We start from the raw sequence: 23,232 nt of genomic DNA on the forward strand, positions 1-23,232 counted from the left end.
ACCTGCGTGCTGCATCGGCAAAAGCCGAGCCTCCGCACCGCATCGGCTCGACTGCCTGCGGCTCGACGTCGAGCCGCGCGTCACTGGCACGACCCCCGAGATCATCACCCTCATCGAGACCGCTCGACCTCGTTGACCGACTTACCCGAGCGCGCGCCCGGCGTCGGACCGCGCCCGCACCTCGCGATGCGACGAGCGGCTCTCGTCCATTCGTAGGAGCCGCCGCCGAACGCCCTGCCCGACCCGCTCGACGCGCGCTATGGCGTATGACCATTGCCCGCTGCGTCCAGGGGACCCGGAGCGCCGAGCATTCGGCCTCGCATCAACAAGCCGCGCCAGCTGCGAGCAGGCGCAGCTTGAGAGCAAGCACCCGGCCGCAGCGGCCGGCGCGAATCACCGAGGACGCGCCTCTCCCGTGTCACCGCCGAGCCGGCCAAAGCCGCACCGCCAGCGCCCCGAGCCCCGCCACCGCCCCCAGCCCTGTCACCCCTTGCCAGCCCCACGCTGCCAGCAGCACCCCGCCGAGCGCCGCCCCGGCCGCCATCCCGAGGAACATCCCTGACAGCAGCACCGCGTTGAGCCGGCTGCGCGCTCCCGGGTCGATGCCGTACACGATCGTCTGGTGGGCGATCGAAGTCGCTTGCACCCCGAGGTCGAAGCCGAGGGCCCCGAGCGCCAGCAGGATCAGCTGACCTGGCGGTGACAGCAGCGGGCCTGCCGTCATCGCCACGAACGCGGCCACTGCCACGCCTGCGCCGATACGCGTGACCGGCTCCGGGCCGCGGCGGTCGGCCAGCTTGCCGGCGATCGGCGCGGCCAGGGCTCCGGCGGCGCCGGCCAGGCCGAACGCGCCGGCGGCCGTGCTGCCGAGGTGGAACGGCGCTGCGTGCAGCATCACCGCCAGGGTCGACCAGAACGCGCTGAAGCCGACGCACAGCAGCCCCTGGGCCAGGGTCGCGCGCCGCAGCGCCGGGTGGCGGCGCCACAGCGCGGCCAGCGAGCCGAGCAAGCGACCGTAGCCGAGGCGGGTCGTCGGCGCCGACGCGGGCAGCCGGGCCCACACCGTCACGCCGATCGCGGCGACGCTGGCGGCCGCGGCCACGAACATCGCCCGCCAGTGGAAATGCTCGGCGACGAAGCCGCTGACCACCCGCGACAGCAGGATGCCGAGCAGCAGCCCCGTCATCACCGTGCCGACGACCTTGCCGCGGCGGGCCTCGGGCGCCAGCGAGGCCGCCGCGGGCACGATGTCCTGCGCCATCGTGGCGGCGACGCCGATGGCCAGGCCGGCGACCTGCAGCACGCCGATCGTCGGCGCCCCGGCGGCCACCAGCAGCGCCGCGGCCAGGGCCGAGGTCTTGCCGAGGATGAGGTGGCGGCGGTCGAACCGGTCGCCCAGCGGCGCCAGCAGCAGCAGGCCCAGCGCGTAGCCGAGCTGCGTCAGCGTCGGCACCAGCGCCAGCGCGCCCGGCGAGGCGCCCATATCGGCGCCCAGCGAGCCGAGGATCGGCTGGCTGTAGTACAGCGAGGCCACGCTCAGGCCCGCCCCCGCCGCCAGCAGCCCGGTCAGCGCGGGCGTCAGCGCCGGCGCAGCCCGCTCCGGGGCGGCCCGGGCGGGCAGGATGGCATTCGTTTCTTGCATGGTCGTCATGGCGGGTGGACCTCGTTCCCGAGGGCGAGCCGCAGTGTGCAAGCCCGAGCCCGGCGGTGGTAGGCATGACGGCCGCACATCGGTTATACGCTCGGCGTATGACCGCCTCGGAGGCCCAGACCGGCGACCGCCTGCAGCTCATGGAGACCTTCGTGCGGATCGTCGAGGCGGGCAGCCTGTCGGCCGCCGCGGCTCAGCTGCGGACCACCCAGCCGACGGTCAGCCGCCGCCTCAAGCTGCTCGAGCGCTCGCTCGGTGTGCGCCTGCTGCAGCGCACCACCCACGTGATGCGCCTGACCGTCGACGGCGAGCGCTGCTTTCAGCGCGCCAAGGAGCTGCTGGCCAGCTGGGCCGCGTTCGAGGCCGACCTGCGCGGCGCGCAGGAGGAGCCGGAGGGCACGCTGCGGGTCGCCATGCCCCACGCCTTCGGCCAGGACCGGTTCGTCGCGCCGATGGCCGCGTTCCTGCGCGAGCACCCGCGCGTCGCGGTCGAGTGGCTGCTGCGCGACGAGGTGCGGGACTTCATCGCCGCCGGCATCGATTGCGCGATCCAGGTCGGCGAGCCGGCCGACCCCGCGGTCATCGCCGTCAAGCTGTCGGAGGTGCCGCGCATCGTCGTCGCCGCGCCGTCGCTGATCGCCGCCGCCGGCGCCCCGCCGGAGGACCCGGACGACCTGGCGGCCCTGCCGTGGCTGGCGCTGCGCACGTTCTATCTCAGCGAGGTGGCCCTGACGCACGCGCGCACCGGCGAGACGCGGCGCCTGCGGATCCGTCCGCGCTTCAGCACCGACAGCCTGTTCGCCCTGCGCAGCGCGGCGCTCGAGGGCCTCGGCGTGTGCGTCGGCTCGGCGTGGCTGCTGACGCAGGACCTGGCGCAGGGCCGCCTGCTGCACGTGGCCCCGCGCTGGCAGGCGCCGCCGCTGCCGGTGTACCTGACGTACCCGCAGGCCCGCTTCTACCCGTCGCGGCTGCTGCGCTTCGTGGCGACGATGCGCGCGGCGGTGCCCGAGCTGCTGGCCGACGATCGCCGCCGAGCGCGCTGACACGACGACGCATTCGCTACGGCCAAGCCAGTCTCTCGAGCTCGGCCTCTCCCGAGCCGCGGCCTCTACATCTTCACCACCGCGCTTCGGCGCATCCATCCGATGCCATCTTCCGCGCTGGCGGTCGTGACCGCCAAATATTCATGCGATCCGTCGTAGTACGTCCAGTCACACCAATCGCCGACGATGTCGCCAGCATTCTTGGTCTTCAGCAGGTTCCAACCAGGCTTTTCGTACACACCAGCCGTCGGCCAGAGGACCTTGTAGTGACAGTTTGCCGCGGCGGGGCGAGGATTGGCGCTCAACTCGTCCGGACCGACGGCGTCCGCATCGGCATCCTGCGCCATCTCTCCCTCCGAGACTTCGAAAAGCTCCTCGTCATCCGGACTATCGCAGGCGATGAAGAATGCAGACAAGACAAAGAAGAGGTTTCGCATCTTTTCTTCTCCCTGAACGAAGCATGCTTCAATCCCTCGCTGGTGCAAGAGAACAATCGACATAACCTAGTTTTTATGCAAGAGACACCTACTTCGTCACGTAACGCTGCGGCGCCGAAGCGCGCTCAAGCCAGACGATATGCAAGAGTCCGCTCGCTTGCCGCGCACCTCGTTTATGGACACTACGCGAAGGGAGCTCTATCCATATTGAATAGATCCGTCCAGCCATACGCCGAGCGTCATCAACGCGCAATCACTCCCGTCGAGATCTTTATCATGATGCATCTCGCGATACCGACTCGACGTGCCGGACGCATACCGACGAGGGCTGGTTCAGGACAACTGCGATACGAGCTGCTCACGGGCTGCCGTCGACGCCGGGCGTCGCCGTCGACTCGCCTTCCGTGCCATGGCCGGCGTGATGCCCTCGGCGGCGCTCTCCCGCAGCCTCGAACTCTGACCAACTGGCTGCCGCCCCTTGCTCGCGGCCGGGCGAGCGTTCACCCTCTTCGAACCGCATGCCGCAGCGACGGGGCTCGAATCCACGCATGGCCGGCCTCACGGCCCTGGGCGCGCTCCTGGGGCCTCTGCTGGCCTGCGGCGACGGGGGTCCATGCGGCCCGCTGGCGCCGCTGTGCGACGACCCGGGGCGCACCCGGAGCGTGGCCGTGCGGGTCCAGGACGCGGTGATGCTCGACTTCGACGGCGACGGCAAGGACGAGGCCGTGGTGCTGTCGCGCGACAACCGGCAGCTCACGCTCGGGTACGCCGACGACTGGCGCTCCTCGATCTACCTCGACAGCGACCCGGTCGGGATCGAGGCGCTGCCCGGCGAGGTCGCGGTGGCGCTGGCCGAGCCGGCACGACGGATCGAGGTCTTCGCGGTCGACGCAGAGGGCCGGCTCGACCGGCGACGGACCCTCCCGTTGCGCTCCGCTCCGATGGCGCTGCGCGCCGCCGACCTCGCCGGCGACGGCGCGCCGGAGCTGATCGCCAGCCTGTCCGGGGCGAGCCAGCTCGCGGTCGTCGATCCGGTGACCGGGGCCACGCAGCACTACGCGGCGGGCAGCGGCGCGTCGGAGCTGGCGATCGGCGACGTCGACGGCGATGCGCGCCTCGACGTGGTCGTGGTCGACGCCTTCGCCGGCGCGCTGCAGGTCCTCCGCGGCACCGGCGACGGGCGGCTGCTGCAGGCCGAGCCGAGCCCGTCGTCGCCGGGCACGCGGTGGCTCGAGCTCGCCGATCACGACGGCGACGGCGACCTCGACGCCGTCGCGCGCGACGAGGCCACCAGCGTGCTGGTCCATCACAACGAGGGCGGCCGGTTCTCGAGCCCCGTCGCGCTGCCGATCGCCGGCGAAGCGCCCACGGGCGCCGGCCTGGCCGTCGGCCCACCGGCGAAGAACGGCCTGGTCGGGGTCGTCGTGCCGGCAGGGTTGCAGCTGCGGACCTTGTTCGGCAAGGGCGCGGCGTTCCTCGGGAACTCCGAGCGGTGGCTGCGCGAGCCCTCCGAGTGGGTCGGCACCGATCGCTCGGGCTCCGTGTTGGTCGGCGGGAACCCTTCCCTGACGCGCTTCACCTGGGGATCGAGCGCGTCCGCCATCCAGACCTGGCGCGGGGAGCAGGTGGGTGAGTGGATCGGCTCCGGCACGGTGGCGACGGGCCACCTCGACGGCGATCACCTGATCGACGTCGCGGTCACCATCGGCGATAGCCTCCACCTGCTCCGCGGCCGCGCCGACCTCGAGCTCGAGCGAATAGCCCAGTTCGAGCTCGAAGCGTACGCGACCTCGGTGGTGATCGCCGACGTGACCGGCGACGGCCAGCCCGAGGTCATCGTCGGCGACGATGTCCGTGCGCAGGCGTTTTTTCGCGGCGACGACGGCCAGTTCGTCGCCGGGCCCGGCGTCGCGCCGAGCGTCGCGCCGCTGACGCTGGTGTCGCTCCGGACCGGTCCGGGCCAGCCGCGCGTGATCGCGGCCATCCCCGATCGAGAGTACGACCTGAGTCAGACGCCCGGAGCTTCGCTGCTGCGCTTCGCCGAAGACGGCGCCGTCACCGTGGTCGAGTTTGCCGACGGCCTGTACGTCGACAAACTGATCGCGGTCGACTTCGACGAGGACGGCGTCGACGAGCCGCTGATCCTCGGGCGGCGCGACGAGACCCGGGTGCTCACGCGCATGACGCCCGCGGGCGACGGCTTCGCGCCCGGCGTCGAGCACGACCTGGCGGCGCTGTCCGGGGTCGCTCTGGAGATCGATGACTTCGCTCAACTCGCCGCGGCCGACGTCGACGGCGACGGCGACGGCGAGATGTTCGTCGACGCCCCCGGGGGTCACCTCCGCATCGAAGGGATCGCCGACGACGCGCCCCAGGCGACGCTCGCAAATCAGCTGAGCCCGACGACCGTGCGCGACGTCGACGGCGACGGGCTGCTCGACCTGGTGTACCTCCTCGGGGACAACTTCTTCTACCATTCCGGTCTCGGCGGCGGCACGTTTGCGACCGAGCGGCGCGGTCACCGGATGATGGCGACCAAGGCGATGACCTTCGCGGACGACCCGGCAAGCCAGTTCGACATCGTCGCTGTGGGGCATGGCATATCCACGCACCTCACCCGCGACACGATGAGCCTCGTCGGCGCGAGCGGCAGCTTCGAGTTCCACGGGGACGTGTCCCGGTTCATCCGCGCCGACCTCGACCTCGACGGTATCGACGATCTCGTGACCCTGGGCGCGAGCGGCGGCGCCGCGGCGCTGTGGGGCAGCGAGACCGACCCACTGGGGCGCGGCGAGGGCATCGCCACCGACGCGACGGCCTTCGGCGACCTCGACGGCGATGGCCGCCCCGAGCTGCTGTCGGGCGAATGGGGCGTCCTGTTCGCGTACCGCGGATTCCCTGGCCGCCAGGAGCCCGAGGTGGTGTTCGAGGTGTTCCAGCGGCCCGTGCGTCTGGAGGTCGCGGACATCGACGCCGACACGCGGCCCGACCTCGTCGCCCTGCGGTACGAGGACGACGATCGCCTCGCGCTCGCCGTGGCCCATGGCACCGCCGTGCCGCTGCGGTTCGACCCGTGGCAGACGATCGCCACGGTGTCGGAGTATCAGTTCGCGTCCCTGCAGCTCGGCGACGTCGACCGCGACGGCGACCTCGACATCCTCGTCGATCCCGAAGAGGCGCCCAGCGTGCTCGTGCGCGGGCTCGGCGGCCGCGCGTGGGCCGAGCCCGAGGCGCTGCCGGGCGAGCGCACCCTGTTCAGCCGCGCCGACGCGCGCGGCCGCGTCGATCTGCTGACGCAGGAGGGGCCGACGATCCATCGCCACGTCGACGGCGACCCCGCTCATCGCAGCCCGCTCGTCACAATCGACGAGGCGGCCTTGTTGACCGCGGCCGATGCCGACGGCGACGGGCGCTACGACCTCGCGGTCGCCGACGGCAAGCAATTGTTCGTGTGGCTGCTCGGCGACGGCGATCCCCGGCGCGTGCAGATCCCGCTCGAAGCTCCGCTCGCCGCGATCGCCGTCGATTTCCCCGACATCGACGGCGACGGCCGCCCCGACCTCGTCGCGCTCGGCAAATTCGGCGGCCTGCTGGTCCGCTGCTCTCGCGCCCACGCCCCGGACCCCGCGCCGTAGCCTTCGCCTCCGCCGCGCCGGGTCACCATCGCCACTTCGGCGCGACGGCCGATCACTGAAGCGCCACGACGGCGCCCCGCACCGAGGCGACCGAGTCTCCGGTGCGACGAACGAGCCGCCCGCACGCTCGCCAGCGCCCACCCCATAATTTTACCCGGGGGATATTGACCCTTCAATAACACCCGGGTATTATTCCCGCCGTGCACGCCCCGCGCAGCTACACCGCCTTTGCCGGCGCTCGCCGGATCGCCTCCGGCAGCGCGCGGGAGGTCCTCCAGCGGCTCGGCGAGCTCGCCTGCGCCGGGCCCGTCCTCGTCTTCGACGACGCCACCGGGGCCCAGGTCGAGCTCGACCCGCGGCTCGCCGCTGACGACCCGCCCGCCCGCGCGGGCCCTGGTCGCCCGAAGCTCGGCGTCGTCTCGCGCGAGGTCTCGCTGCTCCCGCGGCACTGGGAGTGGCTCGAGCAGCAGCCGAGCGGCATCTCGGCCGCCCTGCGCCGGCTCGTCGAGGAGGCCATCCGGCGCGCCCCGGACGCGGAGCGGGCTCGCCTCGCGCGGGAGGCCGCGCACCGGGTCATGACCGCGCTCGCCGGCGACCTGCCCGGCTACGAGGAGGCCGCGCGGGCCCTGTTCGCGCGCGACGCCGGGCGCTTCGCCCAGACGACTCGCCGCTGGCCGGCCGACATCCGCGACCACCTCGCTCACATGCTGGGGCACGCCTTTCCGCCCGGAGACGACCCATGACCTCGCACCTCACCACCCGCGCCGAGCACAAGCGACAGTACCGCGAGCAGCCGCGGCAGGCCGGCATCTACCTCATTCGCAACACCGTCAGCGATCGCGTGCTGCTCGGCAGCAGCATGAATTTGCACGGCCCGCTCAACCGCCACCGCTTCCTGCTCTCGATCGGCGGCCACCCCAACCGCGCCCTGCAGGACGACTGGCGCCGCCTCGGCCCGGACGCCTTCGAGTTCACGATCGCCGAGGTCGTCGCGCCGCAGGACGCAGAGGCCGGCCCGCACGAGGACGAGCTCGCGTTCCTGGAGGACCTGTGGCTCGAGCGCACGGCGCCGCTCGGCGAACGCAGCTACAACCTGCACCCGCGGATCCGCGACACCTGAGCGGGTCATCGACATGTCCAAAAGGACATGGTTGATGATTGACCCGATGCGCCGCGAACGCCGCGAGCGGCTCGCCGCGCGCCGGCTCGGGGCCCAGGTTCAGCGCCAGCGCAGCGTGATGACCCTGCGCGCTCCGTCGTCGAGGCTCACCAGCTCGCTGGGCTCCGGCCCTTCGTCGTCGGGCATCCCGATCCGGCCCGCATAGGCGTGGACGTGCGCGATTTTCGGCCAATGCGCGCGGAGCTGCTCGACGAGCAACCGCTCGATGAGTTCGAGGTCGGGCGTCGTGTCGGCCCCGAACCAGTCGACCCGCCCGAGCGGGTAGCTGTCGCGCGGATCGAGGAGCGTCCGGCCCGCGAGCAACACCAGGCCGTCGAGCGAGCACTCGTCGTAGTCGTATCCGTGCGCGTCATATGTGAAGAGCTCGACCGGGAAGCGCTCGAAGGCCCGCTCTGCCTCCACGTTGAACACGGCGAGCGCGACCTCCGGGAGATCACGGAGCGCCCCGGCGATGTTGAGGAGCTCCGCCTGCAACGCGGGTGACACGGCGGCGAGTGCCGCGCGAACCGACCGCTCGTCGACGCAACGCATGGCCCGACTATAGGGCCGCTCCAGGGCAGGCGACCAGCGCGCGGACCCGAAGTTCGTCGGGGCTCACGCGGTACGGACGCCTGCTCGAGGGCCGAGCGCCCAATTCTTCGCCACGGCTCTACCCGCTCGGCGAGGCGGCCGGCTCGAGAAGCGCGTACCGGCTCGTTCGGAAACTACCGGCTCGCGTATCACATCGCTTCAAAAAGATCCTCGTCGAGGTGCACGATCTTGAACGGCAGGATCGGCGCCTGATTGGTATAGAGCACGCGATAGACCTCGCTGTCGACCATGTAGAGCTGGCCCTCGGCCACCGTCGCGCTCGTCAGGCCTGTCGGCACCGAAGTCGTCGTGCGGACCGTCGCCTGGGTGTGGTCATTGCCTGAGAACGACAATTGCTGCACCCCGCCGTCGTAGATCACGTACAGCTTCGACCCGAGGAATTCGAGCCCGTCCGGGCCGGGGAATCGCGGGTCGCCCGGGACCGAGAACAGGTCGCCGGAGAACGTCACTGCGTCGATCTCGGTCGGGTCGGACAGCGACACCCGGAAGAGCGCCGGCGGCATCGAGGTCACCACCATCAGGTCCTCGCCGCCGGGGGCGATGTCGAGGCCGTTGAGGCCCATCGCGCCGGGCGCCTGGGGGGCGAATTGCGGGCTGGTGGCGAACACCTCGGCCGTGTCGTCCTCGCCGATCCGGTAGATGTTCGGCAGCGCCGAATCGGTGGCGTACACCGTGCCCGCGGCGTCGGTCGTCAAATCATTGCAGAACGACGGCTCGCCGAGGTCGATGGTCCGCGCGATGGTCCCGGCGTCGATGTCGAACGCGAGCACCTTCGAGTTCGGGACCGGGTCGGTCTTGACATCGACCTGACAGACCCACAAGAGGCGGCGTTCCGCGTCCACGTGCGCCCCGCTGAACGACACCAGCGGGTCGGGGGAGGCGTAGAACACCTGCTCGGGGCCCAGCGCGGTGATCCGCGTGATTTCGCCCCCATTGATGGCAGTGGCGAAGAACGAGAACGTCTCCTCGTCGTAGGCGATGCCCTCGGGCAACGAGGTCTTGCTCGCCAGCTTGTACTGCTCGGGCAGGGGCAGGTCACAGGCGAGGACGGGGAGCGCGGCGGCGATGGACAGCAGGATGGGGTGCTTCATGGCGACCTTTCGTCGTCGGCGGTGAGATAACCAGCTGTTTGTGATCTGAAGGAGAGAACGGATCACAGGCCGAGACTACCCGGGTCCGCGCGGTACATCACGCGAACCACCCGCTGCATTGGCCCTCTGCAGCGGGCTGCCCGTGATGCCGAACGGCGTCCGCGAACCCGTCTTCGGGGCAGCGGATCGCGGGCCCGTCACGCGCACGCAACATGCGGTTCGTCGTTTGCGGCGGGTCCTTCGCGTCGATTCGCGGTCGAGGCTGGTGCCGACGACATCCGGGTACCGTGATCGGCGACCCGATGACCGGCAACTGGGTCGGCCAGCACCCGCGCCCGGCCGCCGTCCGCCCCCGTGGCCCCGCGAGCACCACCTTTTGACCGGGCCATTCGCAGCCTCGCGGCGATCGCCGATGTTCCTCTCGGCGGCGGGGTCCTCGGGCGACTCGGGGCGGGTCCCGATCGCGGCAGCGCTGCGCGTCCGCTTTTGTCTCGCAAAGCGCTCGCGCCTCGCCGTCATGGATCGCTTGCGTCGTACGCGCGCAACGGCGAATCGCCGCGACCTCGCCACGCCTACATCGCGATCCATGTCGTCCTTCGCCCTCGGTCGCGGCCGGCGATCGAGCTCAAAAAATCTGCGGACCCCTGAGCAGCACCGGCGCCGGCGGGGCGCTCGACGACGTGGCGATCACCGGCGTGACCTCCTACCGCTCGGCGCTCCGAGCGGACGCGAAGCGCTGCATCCTCCGCAGCATCGCGGGCTCGCCTCGCGTTCAGCCTAGATCTCGGACCCGCGCGTGGTCCCAGCCAGGGACATGCGCGGGTCTACCTGTCGCGACCCCGAGCAGGACGCGGCTGTGAAGCTCGGCCGCCGGCCCGAACCGCGCGCGACGGCGCGGGCCGGTCATCGATGGCGCACAGCTGGGCGTGGAGGCGGCTCCGCATGCGGGCGAGCCTCGCAGGAGGCGGCTCCGAGCGCAACCGCGCGTCAAGGACGCGGCGCCTCGCCCTCGAGCCGGGCGACGTACGTGCGACGGACCAGGACGAGCCCAAGGGCCGTCAGGGGCACCGCCACGACGACCCCCAGCGCGCCGGCCAGCACACCCATCGCCGTCTGCGCGAGGATGGTCAGCGCCGGCGGCAACGACACCGCTCTTCGCTGGATCAGCGGCGTGACCACCGTGTTCTCGACGACCTGCACCCCGACGTAGAGGACGGCCACCCAGATGGCCGTCTGCGTCCCTTGCAGCAGGGCCAGCAGCAGCGCGGGCACTGCCGAGAGGATCGGACCGAAGTTCGGCACGAACACCATCACCCCGGCCACGAGCCCGAGGACCAGCGCGAGCGGCACTCCGAGGGCCCACAGCCCCACTGCCGTCGCCACGGCGACCAGCGTCATCGACACGAGCGAGCCCACGAGCCAGCGGCGCAGCACCTGGCCGCATTCGGCGACGAGCGCCCTCACCCGTGGCCGGGCATCCACGGGGAACAGCCGGATCGCGTTGTCGATGTACACCCGCGGCTGCAAGGCCGCCCACAGGCCGACGACCGCGATCACGAACAGGCTGACGACCGCGCCGAACGTCGTCGACAGCGCTCGACCGGCGCCCTGCATCGCCTCCGGCTGGGCGCCCTGCACCCGGGCGATCAGCCAGCGACCCCAGCGGTGTTGTTCGAGCATCGCCGACAGCTCGCGCCATGCGTCGGGGATCTGCGCCATCATCTCGTCGAATTGCCGGCCGAACTCGGGCGCGATCGCAAACGCCGCGCCCGCCGCGGCGAGCACCAGCACCACCAATACGAGGGCGATCGACTGATTGGGCGACAGACGGGTGCGCGCGCTCAGCCAGTCCGCGGGGGCGCGCAACAGGACTGCAATCAGCACACCGGCGAACATCAGCAGCAATACGTCGACCAGCCACCACGCCAGCAGGACCCCCGCCGCCACCATGCCCGCGCGCACGAGGGCCGACGTCAAAGATTGCGGCGACATCAAGCGCCGTGCCCCTCTCGCTCGCGCTCGATCGAAGGCCCCGGGAGGGCCGCCGCGGTCCGTGAACGTCGCTTCGTTGTCCGCACCGGGGGATCCAAGCACAACAATTGCCGCGGTCGAATGCGCGGCTCCGCCAGGCTCGACCGTAGCCGACGAGGGCGAGCGCGCAGCCTTCGACGAGGTGCCGAGCCTGCTGGGATGCGTCAATTCAGGCATCCGCTTTTCGCCTGCGCCCCCGCGTCCTCGCGCAGCATGCGCGGCGGCGAGGTGTTCGTCGCGCGACGAACACCTCGCTCAGGGAGCCCCGCTCTGGAATTCCCGAGATCGCGAACCTCGAGTCCGCGCGCGACTTCATGTCGATTCCACCCATTCGCCCCGCTGTCCCGTTCGCGAGGCCACCACACCCCGAAGGACCTCGTTCTCGCCGACGTGAAGCCCCGCTAGCCCGGATTTCTCACCACGGGTAGCGGAGCTTGCTGAGCGGCCTCTATCCGACCAGGCGCTCGGCGCTCGGTCGTCGGTGATAGGAGTCGCGGGCGACGCCGAAGCTTGCGCGAGATCGAGCTGTAGGGTGGATTACAAGCCCGGCGGGGCCCTTCCGAGCTACATGTCCATGAGGACATACGAATCCCGGCGCGGAGAGGCGCACCCATGCGGGCAGGAGGTTGTCGAGGATCGTCAGCGTCTCATGAGCGTGATCGGCGGAGGTTGTCGAGGGCACGCCACCAGACGTGCTGGAAGGGGAAGACCGAGCTGAGGGAGATGTAGATGCGGCGGACCGAGGTCGTGATGATCGCGCCGATCTTGAGCAGCCGCGTGCGGATCGTGGAGACCTGGGCGTGCGCGAGTTCGGTACCGACGAGCGCGATTCGGCGGAGCTCGTTCAGGATCATGTAGGCGACGGACGAGAGCCAGAGGCGGAGCTGGTTGGCGCGCAGCGTGTGCGCGCTCGTGCGGTCGGCGAAGAGGCCGAGCTGCTGCTCCTTGATCCGGTTCTCCATGTCGCCGCGGGCGCAGTACAGGTCCTCGTAGAGGCCGCGGGCGTCATACTCGTCGCAGGACAGGTTGGTGGCGACGAAGCGCGGGTTCTCCTTGTCGGTCGTGTACTCGGCCTTGCCGACCACGCGGCGTTCGCAGGACCAGGACCGGTTCGTCTCGTATCGGAAATCCTTGAAGACCCGCGCGTTCTTGCCGGTGCGCTCGGCGATGGCGCGGGCCTCGCTCATCTCGGCGTCGATCTCCTCGATCAAGCGCGAGTTCTTCTGCAGGCCGAGGACGAAGTAGAGCCCGTTGTCCTCGCACCAGCGCATGAGGTCATCGCGGCAGAAGCCCGAGTCCCCACGCACGATGATCCGCACGCTCGGCCAGCGCGCGAGGATCTGCGCGACGATCCGCTCCAGCTCCTCGACCGCATGGCTGGCCGGCTGCTCGTTGGCGGTGTTCAGCGCGGCACCGAGGAGGAAGTTGCCACAGAAGACGTACAGCGGCAGGTAGCAGTAGCCGTCATAGAAACCGTGAAAGAAGCGGTCCTCCTGCTGACCGTGCACCGGGTCGTCGGTCGCGTCGAGATCGAGGACGATCTCCGCCGGCGGTTCAGTGTGCGCGGCGAGGAAGGTGTCGACGAAGAGGCGTTGGATGCCGTGGTCGTCGTAGCTGATCTTCTTGTAGCGCTCGTCACCCGCGACGATCGGCGTCGCCAGCTCCAGGCGGTTCAGCGTGCTCTTGCCGGCCAGCGCGTGGCCCCGGTCGCGCTCCCGCTTGCGCTGCTCGCCGGTCGGATCGGCCTTGCCGACCGCCAGTGCGAGCAAGGCGTCGTCGCGGAGCGTGTCATGGTCATTCAGGTCTTCGTAGCCGCACAGAAGGCCCAGCACACGCTGCGCCAGCAGCTCCTCGACGGTGTGCTCGATGCGGCTCGGGTCGCGGTGGTCCCGGAAGCAGGACGCGAACCTTCGAAACACACCTGAGCTCTTGGTCAGCTCGCGCAGCAGCAGCAAACCGCCGTCCGAGCTGACCCGTCCGGCGTCGAACGCAGCCTCGACCCGGCGCCGTCCGGCAGGTTGAAAATCGAACTCGGTGCGGATACACCTTGTCGTGTTCCGGCCGTACCCCTGGGTGGCAAGCAATCGTTTCACACCCGCTCAAACTCGGGAAGTACGGCCGGAATTCCTTACCGTGGTGAGAAATCCGGGCTAGGGCCCCTGCCGCGACGGTGATAGGCTCGTGTCCATCACGATGCGCGACCCGTCGACGTGGCCCGACGCGGCCGGGGACAGCTCGGCCGCGTTGCCGCTGCGCGACGCCCCCGACGGCACAAATATCGACGGATGGTGCGCCGAGTTGGTCGCGCGCGTGCGGCCCGGCGGGTTCGAGCCCGCGACCGCCTCCGCGACCGCGACCCTGGCCGGTCGCTATCGCCTGCTCCACCGCCTCGGCCGCGGCGGCGTCGGCGAGATCTGGTGCGCCGAGCACGTCGCATTGCGCAAAGAGGTCGCCGTCAAGCTGCTGCGCGACGAGCTGGCCGCCGACCCGCTGGTGCGCCGCCGATTCCTGCGCGAGGGCCGACTCGCGGCCGCCGTGCGTCACCCCGGCGTGGTCGACATCCTCGACGTCGGCGAGACCGACGACGGCTGCGTCTATCTGGTGATGGAGCGGCTGGTCGGGCGCACGCTCGCGGAGGAGGTCGAGTGGTCCGGGCCGCTGCCGTGGAGCCGCGCGCGGCCGGTGCTGATCCAGCTGGCAGAGGCCCTCGCCTGCGCGCACGAGCGCGGGGTGGTCCACCGCGACCTCAAGCCCTCCAACGTGATGCTGGTCGGCAACCGCGAGGACGGCAGCGATCGCTGCATCCTCATCGACTTCGGCATGGCGCGCGGGCTCGTGCGCGCCGACGAATCGACCGAGCTGACGCGCACCGGAGTGGTGCTCGGCAGCCCGGCGTACATGAGCCCCGAGCAGTTCCGCGGCGAGGAGGCCGATCCGCGCTCCGACGTCTACAGCCTCGGCTGCGCGGCCTACTTCGTGCTCGCGGGCCAGCGTCCGTTCGCCGGCACCACCCCGGCCGAGCTGATGTACCAACATTTGCTCGCCCCCTTGCCGCGGCTGCACGCGCCCGGGCTGCCGGCGAGCACCGCCGCCGCGCTGCGCCGCTGGCTCGAGCGCGCCTGTCACAAGCGGCCCGCGCAGCGGTTTCAGAGCATGGCGGCGATGCTGGCGGCGCTGCAGGCGATCGACGGCCGCTCGCGCTGGCGCGGCCTGCCGCAACTCGGCAGCGTCGCGCTCGCGCTGGGCCTCGGTGTCGCGACCGTGGCCGCTGCGGGCGGCTTCGACGACCCGCCACGCGCCGAGCCCTCGCCGCCCGCGAGCGCGACGCAAGACGACGCCAGCCCCGCGATCCTCCCTGCCCCGCGCTGCGGCGATGGCCGTATCGACGGCGGCGAGCAGTGCGACGACGGCGACGCCACCCCGGCCGACGGCTGCGAGGTCGACTGCACGACCTCGGAGGTCGTCGACCTGCGCGCCGGGCCGCATTACACCTGCGTCCTGACGCGCGCCGGCCACGTGCGCTGCTGGGGCCGACAGGGCGCGCACCTGGCCCAGCCGGACCACGTCGGTCACATCGGCGACGACGAGCTGCCCCACGCCGTGCCGCCGATCGACCTCGGCCCGCGGCGCGCGCGACAGCTCGAGCTCGAGTTCCTCGCTTCGCACGCCTGCGCGGTCCTCGACGACGACACCGCCCGCTGCTGGGGCAGCGACGACAGCGAGCAGCTCGGCCTCGGCCCCGGCGTGACCCACTGGGGCGACGCCCGCGACGAGGTCCCGGCCCGCCTGCCCCCGCTCGCGCTGCCGCCGGTCCGCTCGATCGTCGCCAACGAGGCCAACACCTGCGCCCTGGCCGGCGCCCAACCAACGCGGCCCGGCGTGTTCTGCTGGGGCAGCAACAGCCACGGCCAGCTCGGCCGCGGCGACACCGAACCCCGCGCGACGCCCCCCGCCGAATCGATCGACCTCGGCGGCGCGGTGGCCACTCAGCTGTCGCTCGGGATCGCCAACGTGTGCGCGCGGCTCGAAGGCGGCGCGGTGCGCTGCTGGGGCGGCAATCGCAACCTGCACCTCGGGACAGGTTGGCCGGTGAACCGCTACGCCGGCGACGGCGTCGGCGACGGCGCCCGCGGCCGCACGCCGGACACGCCGGAGCTCGACGTCGAGGGCCTCGAGGGCTTCGAGGTGGCGGCGGTGCGCATGAACGGCGGCTGGGCGTGCGTGCTCGGGACCACCGGCGAGGTCCGCTGCTGGGGCGGCAACGACGACGGCGCGCTCGGCGAGCGCTTCGACCAGATCGCCGGCTGCGACGCGGGCAGCCACGGCGTCGGCTGCCTGGTGCCCCGCCCCGCCCGCGCGGTCGACCTCGGCGACCTCGGCGGGGCGCGGGTGGTCGACCTGCGAATGGGCCGCAAGCGAGCCTGCGTGCTCGACGACGCCGGCCGCGTGCGCTGCTGGGGCTGGGGCAAGCGCGGCAGCCTGGGCTACGGGCCGCGGCTGCAGCAGACCACCGGCCACTGGAGCATCGGCCACCACATGACGCCGGCGCAGGCGTACGCGGCGATGGGCAACGACGGGGTGGTCGACGTCGGCGACCTCGATCACGACGGGCAGATCGATCGGGTCACGCAGATCTCGCTCGGCTACTCGCACACGTGCGTGCGCACGATCGACGGCAGCGTGCGCTGCTGGGGCAGCAACTCGGAGGGCCAGCTCGGCTACGGCATGACCGAGGACATCGGCGACGACGAGACGCCCGGCGAATACTACGCGGCCCACGGCTGCGGCGCGGTGCCAGTGTTCGCCGGCCGCGGCTGCTGAACAAATACTCGCGGCGAAGTCACCGCTCGGTCGCGCCGTCAGCCGCTGCCGCGCGCGGCGCTCTCGATGCGGTCGCGGATCTCCCGCATGCACGCGTCGAGGCCCGTCAGCGTCGAGTCGATCAGCTGCGCCGACTCGGCCGCGCGCTGGACCGCCGCCGTCAGTCGCTGGCGCGCGCGGTTGATCCGGCTCGACATCGTGTCGCGGCCGACCTCGTAGACCTCGGCCAGCTCGCGCGACGTCATGCCCTCGTACTCCTTGAGCTCGAGCACGATCTGGTCGTCGAGCGGCAGCGAGCGCAGGGCCCGGACCAGCAGCGCCTCGCGCTGGCGGCCCATGAACAGCGAGGTGATCGAGCGCTCGACGTCCGGCAGCTCGACCGAGTGCTCGAGCGGCTCGAAGCGCTCGGCGTGCAGCCGCCGCGACCGCAGGTGGTGGACCAGCTTCCAGCGGGCGATGCCGAACAGGTAGGTCAGCACGCTCGCCTCGCCGCGGAACACCACCTTCTTGGCGCACAGCGTCTCGAACGTCGACTGCGTCAGGTCGCGGCCGAGCTCGGGCCCGACCTTGCCGTAAAAGAACAGCAAGATCCGCCGATAGTGCCGCGTCACCAGCTGCTTGCCGGCCACCGCGTCGCCGTCGATCCACGCCAGCAGCAGCGCCTCGTCGGTCCGCTCCGTCATCGCTGCGGGCCTCCTGCCAAGGGATTGGCGGCGAATCGGCGGTCACAGGGATACGAAAAGGTGCACGCGTCGGCCAAGGTCGGCGGCAACGTAGCAAAAAATGAGGCGACCCGCGCCGGAAATCCCGAAGGCCGGCGCCCACCCAGGCGCGCTCGCGCCTGCACGCCCGCCCAGGCGCGCCCGATCGCCCGCGCGGTCCAGCGAATCAAAGGGAATCTGGGTCGATTCACTGGACCATAATGGTGACACTATTCATGTCGAGCGAATCATTCCACCGCAATAGGCATTGCTCGATTGAACAAGCAGGCCGGAGCCGCAAGGTGCAGCCGATGCTCACCAATCCGCACACGCACGACAATGAGTCTCCGATCCCGCTCGTGTTGGCGAGCTTGAGTGCAAGCGCGGCGAAGCAAAGGCCAAAAACACAAGCATGGTCACGAGCCGAGGTCGCGGCTCGAGCGGTGCAGAAATGCGCTCTCCTCGCCCCTGGCACCTGGGACCCAGTGACTTCGTGACAGCCGTCTCGCTGGCCCGTGCGGGCGCCCCGGCGACGCGTGCTCGGGCGACGACACGACGTCGAGCGAAAGGCCGCCCACGGTGCGCGCGGCCGTCATCGATCGCTCGGTCCCGCCGCGACGCCGTCGCCACCAACATCAGGCGGACCGGCGAAGCGCCAGGGCGGGCCCGCCTCGCGCGTGGTGCACGCCTGACCTCGATGTCGCCCGGCTGCTCACGGTCCGCGGCCACGAATCGGCTATCGTCCCGGCCGACGTGCCACGTTCACTCCGCCTCGGCCTCTCGCTCGCCCTGCTGCTCGCCCCTGCCTGCAGCCCGGCACCCGCGACACCCGTCCCACCCGCGAGCGACGCTCTCCGCGAATTCACCGCGACCGTCCAGCTCGCGAACGACCCCCACGGCAAGCAGTTCCACGGCGTCCTGCTCCAGCCCGACGACGGCGAGGCATGGGTCGTCTCCTACCAGCCCGAGCCCTGGCTCGCCGCGTTCGCCGACCAGCGCGTGCGCGTCACCGGCGAGCCCTACACCCCCGAGGGCCAGGCCCTCCTGCGCCCGCACCTGCGCGTGCACACCCTCGCGCTCGTCGATCCCTCCCGGGCCCTCACCGCTCCCTTCGTGATCTCCGTCGGCCCCGAGAAGTCCCTGCGCGGCACCTTCACCGACGAGCCCGGCGACGAACCCCACCGCGTGTTCACCGTCGAGGGTGGCGCGACGTACCAGCTCGCCAATGCCCCCGACGACGCTCGCCCCGGTCAGCCGCAGCAGATCGTCGCCCGCGAGGTCGAGCTGGCGCCGCAAGGCGCCCGTCATGACGGCCCGACGCTGTGGGTCCTGGCGATCCAGTGACTCACGACTCCGTCGTGACCTTCGTGGAGCGACTCGAGCGGGACCGCGTCGACCTTCTCTGCGCATTCTAAAAAAACGAAAGGCCGGACCTCGAGCCGGTCCGGCCGCTTCGGCAGGCGTCCTGCCTCCTGCTACGATTGAGGGTCGCCGCTGCCGTTGTAGATCATGTGCGAGATGGTATAAAACGCCGCGTCGCCGAACTGCGACAGGTTGCCGCTGCACTCCGGCAGGCTGCTCCAGCCCGCCAGGTTGGCGACGGGCGGGTCGTAGACCGCGTTGCGGTGCTCGCCGCCCGGGCGCAGCGGGTGGCTGGTGAACTTGCAGCGCGCGCCGCGGCTCACGTTGCCGGTGTCCTTGTACACGGACTCGAGGATCCACTCGTACTGGCCGAGGACCGGCGGCGGCAGCGGGATCGGGCCCACGGTGTCGAACAGCGGCGGGCTGTTGGCGGTGTCGACCACGCCGACCTTGGCCCCCAGGTAGGTCCGCGTCGCGCCGGCGAAGATCGCCTGCCAGCCCTGGACCAGCGAGCTGTAACGGGCGTGGCCGTAGCTGCGCGCGTGGCCCGAGCGCGGGACCACGTTGAGCTCGGTGACGCCCTTCGCCAGCGCGTGGCCGTCGCAGGCGATCACGAACTCGGTGCTGTCGGAGACGACCGAGCCGATGGAGCCGTTGGCGTTGGCATGGGTGTGTGACAACAGCACCGCGTTGTTGATGCCGCCAGGGGTGATCGGGCACACGCTGTACCAGGTCTCGCCGTGGGCGACGTGGGCCGGGTGGCCGGGGCCGGGGTCGATGTTGGTGCGGATGTCGTAGCGCGTGACGTTGAAGCTCGGGGCCTCGTCGCCTGCGGAGGAGCTCCCGGTCGCGAACCAGATCTTGCCGTTCGTGGTGGCCGCGCCGTCGTTGATCTCGAGGTCGAAGCGGGCGCCGACGATCGGGACCGTCGCGCCGGTCGAGGTCGCGACGGTGGCCACGCCGTCGACGCTGACGTTGATCGAGCTGATCGTGGCGCCGCCGATCGTCCCGGTGTGCCACTGCATGCTGTACGCGCCGTCAGGGCTGTCCGCCTCGACGTCGTGGCGGTACGACTGGTTGGTGATGTCGTAGACGCCGAGGTACGGCGAGTTGAGGCACGGCGTGCCGCAGCGGAAGGCGACCGGCTCGTCAGCCTCGAGCTCGGAGAGGCCCGGCTCCTCGTCGCACGCGGCGGCGATCAGGGTGGTCAATACGAGCGACGACAGAAAAACCGAGGTACGCATGGCAGTGTCTCAATCCAGGTCCGAGCAATGGGTCAGGCGGCCGGGTTCGCGCCGCGAGCGCGGCCCCTTGCCCGAACAGTGCCGCGAGCGGCCCGGTCAATTGCGGCCGCGCGAAGAATCCGGACGGACGCCGATCGGAAATCCAGCCGCGACGCCGGACAAAAAGCCCTCCGCGACCGCGGGCGATCCACGCTTGTGTGCCTGCGCCAGTTGCCGCCATCATGGGCGGCCTCGCGGCAGCTTCATGGTGCGTGACGACGACAGCCCGGGCTCGCGCGTCTCGGTCGGCTCGGACACCATGGTCGCCGATACGCTCGAGCATTCGGCGTCCGCGGCGAGCACGCCGTCGCCCACCCTCGCGGAGCTCGACGACCGCTCCGGGACCGTCGGCCTGGCCTCGCCGCCGCCCGGCCTCGGCGATCCGCTCGGCAAGGATCTGATGCGCCGGGCGCTGTTCCCCCGCCGCGCGCAGCCGGTCCGGATCGGCCGCTACACGGTGCTCAAGCTGCTCGGCGAGGGCGGTATGGGCGTGGTGTACGCCTGCTTCGACGATCAGCTCGACCGCAAGATCGCCGTCAAGATCTTGCACCTCGCGCGCGTCCGCGACCCCGAGCTGTCGCGCGTCCGCCTGCTGCGCGAGGCGCAGGCGATGGCCCGCCTGTCACACCCCAACATCATCACCGCGTTCGAGGTCGGGCAGGCCGGCGAGCAGGTCTACGTCGCCATGGAGTTCATCCGCGGCGCCACCCTCGACGCCTGGACCGCGCAACCTCGCAGCTGGCGCGAGGTCGTCGCCGCGTTCGTGCAGGCGGGGCGCGGGCTCGAGGCGGCGCACCGGGCCGGGCTGGTGCATCGCGACTTCAAGCCGCAGAACGTGATGATCGACGAGGACGGGCGGGTCAAGGTGCTCGACTTCGGCCTCGCGCGCGGCCAGGACAGCGCCGAAGACGAAGCGGAGCCGCTGCCGCCGAGCCCCGGGGCGCTGCTGCAGCGGCCGCTCACGCGCACGGGCGTGATGCTCGGGACGCCGGCGTACATGCCCCCCGAGCAGCGCGCCGGCCTGCCGGCGACTGCGGCGAGCGATCAGTTCAGCTTCTGCGTCGCGCTCTATCAGTGCCTCTACGGCGGGCTGCCGTTCGCGACCGACAACTTCGGCGTGCGCATCGAGGACGTGCTGGACGGCCGCGTGATCCCGCCGCCGCCGCGCAGCCCGGTGCCGGCGCGGGTGTTCAAGGCGCTGCGGCGCGGGCTGACGGCCGCGCCGGCCGGGCGGTTCGGTTCGATGACCGAGCTGCTGGCGGCGCTGCAGCGCGACCCGGCGGCGCTCTACCGCCGCGTCGGCGCGCTGCTGGGCACGGCCGCGGTCGCCGGCGCGGTCGGCATCTACTTCGCCGGCGGCTCGGCGCTCGCGCCCTGCCCCGACGCGCGCGCCGAGCTGGCGGGGATCTGGGACGAGGACCGCGCCCAGGCGGTGCGCGACGCGATCGCGGCGACCGGCTCGCCGCGCGCCGGGGAGGTGCTCGGGCTCGTCGAGCCGGAGCTGGAGCGCTACGCCGACGCGTGGTCGCGCATGCGCAACGACGCCTGCATCGACCACGCGCTCGGTCGCCAGTCGGCTCACATGTTCGACCTGCGGACCTCGTGCCTCGACCAGCGCCGCGCCGGCCTCGCGGCCACCGTCGAAGCGCTCGCCACGGCCGAGGCCAGCCGCCTCGCCGAGCTGCGAGCCGCCGTCGGTCACCTGCCGCCGCTCGACGCCTGCGCCGACATCACCGTCCTGACCGCCGCGATCGCCCCGCCCGCGGATCCGCTGCTGCGCGTGCGGGTCCAGCGGCACCGCGAGGCGCTGGCGCGGGCGCAGGTCTACGAGCACACCGGGCAGCAGGACCGCGGGCTGCAGATCGTCGGCGACGTGCTGGCCGACGTCGAGGCGGCCGGCTTCGAACCACTGCTGGCCGAGGCCCACCTGCGCCGCGGCAGCCTCGAGATGCAGGGCGGCGACTCGGCCGCGGCCGAGCGCTCGTTCGACGCCGCGCTGTGGGCCGCGTTGGCCACCGGCCACGGACCGGTCGCGGCCCAGACGAGCTCGCGCCGCGGCTTCTTGCGGGCCGTCCGGCTCGAGCGACCGGCCCAGGCGCTGGCCGACCTGCCGCTCATCACCGCGCTCAACCGCCGCGTGCAGCACGACGTCGAGCTCTACAGCGAGTACCTCAATTACGCCGGCACGATCCACGCGACCGCGGGCGACTGGGCCGAGGCGCTGCGGCTGTCCGAGCAGGCCGTCGCGCTGCGCGAGCGACACGGGCGCCTGGCCACGCCGCAGGGCATCGGCATGCTCTTCAACGTCGGCCTGATGCACCGCGAGGAGGGCCGCTACGAGCAGGCGCAGCCGATCCTCGCGCGGGCGATCGCCCTCTCGGACGAGATCCTCGGGCGCCAGCAAGCGGAGCGCACGTTGTTCGAGGTGGTGCTCGCGCTCAACCTGCAGAGCCTGGGCCGACCCCGCGCCGCGCTCGAGGTCCTGCGGCCGCTGCTGCGCAACCTGGGGGTCGTCGCCAGCAAGGAGTATCGCAAGCTGGCCCTCGCGGTCGCCGGGATGATCGCGCTCGCCGACGGCGACGCGGCGGCGGCCCGGCGCGACCTCGAGGCGGCGCGCCAGACCAGCCCGGAGCACTTCAACTTCCTCTACTGGCTCGAGCTGATGCGCGCGGCCGCGGCGACCGGCGATCCAGCCGCGATGCAGTCTGCCAGCGACGCGGCGCTGGCCCTGGTGACGCGGCCGCTCGACCTCCACGATTTCAACTATCAGGACTTCCTGCTGGCCCACGGCCGCGCGCTCGGCTCGCTCGGTCGCGCCGGCGCGGCCGTGCAAGCGCTCGAGCGGGTGAAGGAGGCCCTCGCCGAGGCGACAGCCCCCCGCGACCTTCGTCGTCGCGCCGCGGTCGCGCTCGAGCTCGGCAAGCTGCGCGCGCGCCTCGACGCGCCGGCGGACGCCGAGCGCGAGCTGCTGGCCGCGCGCGAGGATCTCGATCGAGTGCTGCCGCCCCGCAACCTCGAGCACGCCGAGGTCCGCCTCGCGCTCGGCGAGCTGGCGCTGCAGCAGCGCCAGTTCGCGGCGGCCCTCACGTGGCTGAAGCAGGCGGAGTCGATCTACGAGGCCGTCGCCGAGCCCGACTACACGCCGCTCGCCCAGGCCCGCTTCGCGTCGGCGCGGGCGCTGACCGGCGACGCCGCGGCCGCTCCGACCGCCGCACGCGAGGCGGCCCGGCGCGCCCTCGCGGCCCTGCGCGCCCGCTCGCGCGACGCGGCGGCCGAGGCCGTCACGGCCTGGCTGGCCGAGCACGGCGAGTGAACGCACCGCCCCACGCGCGCAGCGGAGTCATCCATGCTCGACCCGCGAACCTCGTCGCGTCGTCACCTCGCTCGCCTTGACTCTCCACCCGAG

15 protein-coding genes are annotated in these 23,232 nt (G+C 71.6%); 7 read left to right on the forward strand and 8 right to left on the reverse strand.

Annotated features, from left to right (window positions below; translation table 11 throughout):
* Positions 1-418: 418 nt before the first annotated feature.
* Positions 419-1,651 carry an MFS transporter gene (locus POL25_RS29460; RefSeq protein ID WP_373372120.1) on the reverse strand — a complete coding sequence of 411 codons (1,233 nt, stop codon included), beginning with the start codon at positions 1,649-1,651 and terminating at the stop codon, positions 419-421.
* 98 nt (positions 1,652-1,749) lie between these two features.
* Between POL25_RS29460 and POL25_RS29465 the strand changes: the two genes are divergently transcribed.
* A complete protein-coding gene (locus POL25_RS29465; protein WP_272089574.1) occupies positions 1,750-2,694 on the forward strand; it encodes a LysR family transcriptional regulator in 945 nt (314 codons plus the stop codon).
* A 65-nt stretch (positions 2,695-2,759) separates the two neighbouring features.
* On the opposite strand, the gene POL25_RS29470 is transcribed toward POL25_RS29465, so the two are convergent.
* Positions 2,760-3,194 (reverse strand): hypothetical protein, encoded by a 435-nt coding sequence (locus tag POL25_RS29470; RefSeq protein WP_272089575.1) that lies wholly within the window; start codon positions 3,192-3,194, stop codon positions 2,760-2,762.
* Positions 3,195-3,679: 485 nt separating this feature from the next.
* Here POL25_RS29470 and POL25_RS29475 point away from each other — a divergent pair, with 485 nt between their 5' ends.
* The 3 genes from POL25_RS29475 to POL25_RS29485 all read left to right on the forward strand — a co-directional run bounded on the left by POL25_RS29475 (position 3,680) and on the right by POL25_RS29485 (position 7,886).
* The gene (locus POL25_RS29475) at positions 3,680-6,766 is read left to right on the forward strand and encodes an FG-GAP repeat domain-containing protein (RefSeq protein ID WP_272089576.1); all 3,087 of its coding nucleotides are present in this window, start codon (positions 3,680-3,682) and stop codon (positions 6,764-6,766) included.
* A gap of 191 nt (positions 6,767-6,957) precedes the next feature.
* Positions 6,958-7,509, forward strand: coding sequence for a DUF2239 family protein (locus tag POL25_RS29480; RefSeq protein ID WP_373372133.1), 552 nt, complete (start codon positions 6,958-6,960; stop codon positions 7,507-7,509).
* The gene (locus tag POL25_RS29485; protein ID WP_272089578.1) at positions 7,506-7,886 is read left to right on the forward strand and encodes a GIY-YIG nuclease family protein; all 381 of its coding nucleotides are present in this window, start codon (positions 7,506-7,508) and stop codon (positions 7,884-7,886) included. Before POL25_RS29480 ends, POL25_RS29485 begins: the two co-directional genes overlap by 4 nt.
* A 99-nt stretch (positions 7,887-7,985) precedes the next feature.
* On the opposite strand, the gene POL25_RS29490 is transcribed toward POL25_RS29485, so the two are convergent.
* The 4 genes from POL25_RS29490 to POL25_RS29505 all read right to left on the reverse strand — a co-directional run bounded on the left by POL25_RS29490 (position 7,986) and on the right by POL25_RS29505 (position 13,743).
* The gene (locus POL25_RS29490; RefSeq protein WP_272089579.1) at positions 7,986-8,477 is read right to left on the reverse strand and encodes a hypothetical protein; all 492 of its coding nucleotides are present in this window, start codon (positions 8,475-8,477) and stop codon (positions 7,986-7,988) included.
* A gap of 188 nt (positions 8,478-8,665) precedes the next feature.
* Positions 8,666-9,628 (reverse strand): SMP-30/gluconolactonase/LRE family protein, encoded by a 963-nt coding sequence (locus POL25_RS29495; RefSeq protein ID WP_272089580.1) that lies wholly within the window; start codon positions 9,626-9,628, stop codon positions 8,666-8,668.
* A gap of 987 nt (positions 9,629-10,615) precedes the next feature.
* Complete coding sequence (locus POL25_RS29500) at positions 10,616-11,827, reverse strand: AI-2E family transporter (RefSeq protein ID WP_272089581.1); 1,212 nt, start codon at positions 11,825-11,827, stop codon at positions 10,616-10,618.
* 479 nt (positions 11,828-12,306) lie between these two features.
* Complete coding sequence (locus POL25_RS29505) at positions 12,307-13,743, reverse strand: IS1380 family transposase (RefSeq protein WP_276594572.1); 1,437 nt, start codon at positions 13,741-13,743, stop codon at positions 12,307-12,309.
* 97 nt (positions 13,744-13,840) lie between these two features.
* Between POL25_RS29505 and POL25_RS29510 the strand changes: the two genes are divergently transcribed.
* A complete protein-coding gene (locus POL25_RS29510; protein ID WP_272089582.1) occupies positions 13,841-16,480 on the forward strand; it encodes a protein kinase domain-containing protein in 2,640 nt (879 codons plus the stop codon).
* A gap of 38 nt (positions 16,481-16,518) precedes the next feature.
* Here POL25_RS29510 and POL25_RS29515 read toward each other — a convergent pair whose 3' ends face one another.
* Positions 16,519-17,163, reverse strand: coding sequence for an RNA polymerase sigma factor (locus POL25_RS29515; protein WP_272089583.1), 645 nt, complete (start codon positions 17,161-17,163; stop codon positions 16,519-16,521).
* Between the two features lie 771 nt (positions 17,164-17,934).
* Between POL25_RS29515 and POL25_RS29520 the strand changes: the two genes are divergently transcribed.
* A complete protein-coding gene (locus POL25_RS29520) occupies positions 17,935-18,525 on the forward strand; it encodes a hypothetical protein (protein WP_272089584.1) in 591 nt (196 codons plus the stop codon).
* A 131-nt stretch (positions 18,526-18,656) separates the two neighbouring features.
* On the opposite strand, the gene POL25_RS29525 is transcribed toward POL25_RS29520, so the two are convergent.
* Positions 18,657-19,787: a hypothetical protein gene (locus tag POL25_RS29525; protein ID WP_272089585.1), complete on the reverse strand. Its 1,131-nt coding sequence runs from the start codon at positions 19,785-19,787 to the stop codon at positions 18,657-18,659.
* A 244-nt stretch (positions 19,788-20,031) separates the two neighbouring features.
* Between POL25_RS29525 and POL25_RS29530 the strand changes: the two genes are divergently transcribed.
* Positions 20,032-23,139: a serine/threonine-protein kinase gene (locus POL25_RS29530; RefSeq protein WP_272089586.1), complete on the forward strand. Its 3,108-nt coding sequence runs from the start codon at positions 20,032-20,034 to the stop codon at positions 23,137-23,139.
* Positions 23,140-23,232: the final 93 nt, after the last annotated feature.

The organism is Nannocystis bainbridge (assembly GCF_028368995.1).
GTDB classification, from domain to species: Bacteria; Myxococcota_A; Polyangia; order Nannocystales; family Nannocystaceae; genus Nannocystis; species Nannocystis bainbridge.

Excerpts from the sequence above, each read along its gene's own strand:
- POL25_RS29525 (WP_272089585.1), bottom strand. The coding sequence starts at position 19,787 with ATGCGTACCTCGGTTTTTCTGTCGTCGCTCGTATTGACCACCCTGATC.
- POL25_RS29485 (WP_272089578.1), top strand. The coding sequence starts at position 7,506 with ATGACCTCGCACCTCACCACCCGCGCCGAGCACAAGCGACAGTACCGC.
- POL25_RS29490 (WP_272089579.1), bottom strand. The coding sequence starts at position 8,477 with ATGCGTTGCGTCGACGAGCGGTCGGTTCGCGCGGCACTCGCCGCCGTG.
- POL25_RS29530 (WP_272089586.1), top strand. The coding sequence starts at position 20,032 with ATGGTGCGTGACGACGACAGCCCGGGCTCGCGCGTCTCGGTCGGCTCG.
- POL25_RS29515 (WP_272089583.1), bottom strand. The coding sequence starts at position 17,163 with ATGACGGAGCGGACCGACGAGGCGCTGCTGCTGGCGTGGATCGACGGC.
- POL25_RS29495 (WP_272089580.1), bottom strand. The coding sequence starts at position 9,628 with ATGAAGCACCCCATCCTGCTGTCCATCGCCGCCGCGCTCCCCGTCCTC.
- POL25_RS29470 (WP_272089575.1), bottom strand. The coding sequence starts at position 3,194 with ATGTCGATTGTTCTCTTGCACCAGCGAGGGATTGAAGCATGCTTCGTT.
- POL25_RS29460 (WP_373372120.1), bottom strand. The coding sequence starts at position 1,651 with ATGACGACCATGCAAGAAACGAATGCCATCCTGCCCGCCCGGGCCGCC.
- POL25_RS29465 (WP_272089574.1), top strand. The coding sequence starts at position 1,750 with ATGACCGCCTCGGAGGCCCAGACCGGCGACCGCCTGCAGCTCATGGAG.
- POL25_RS29475 (WP_272089576.1), top strand. The coding sequence starts at position 3,680 with ATGGCCGGCCTCACGGCCCTGGGCGCGCTCCTGGGGCCTCTGCTGGCC.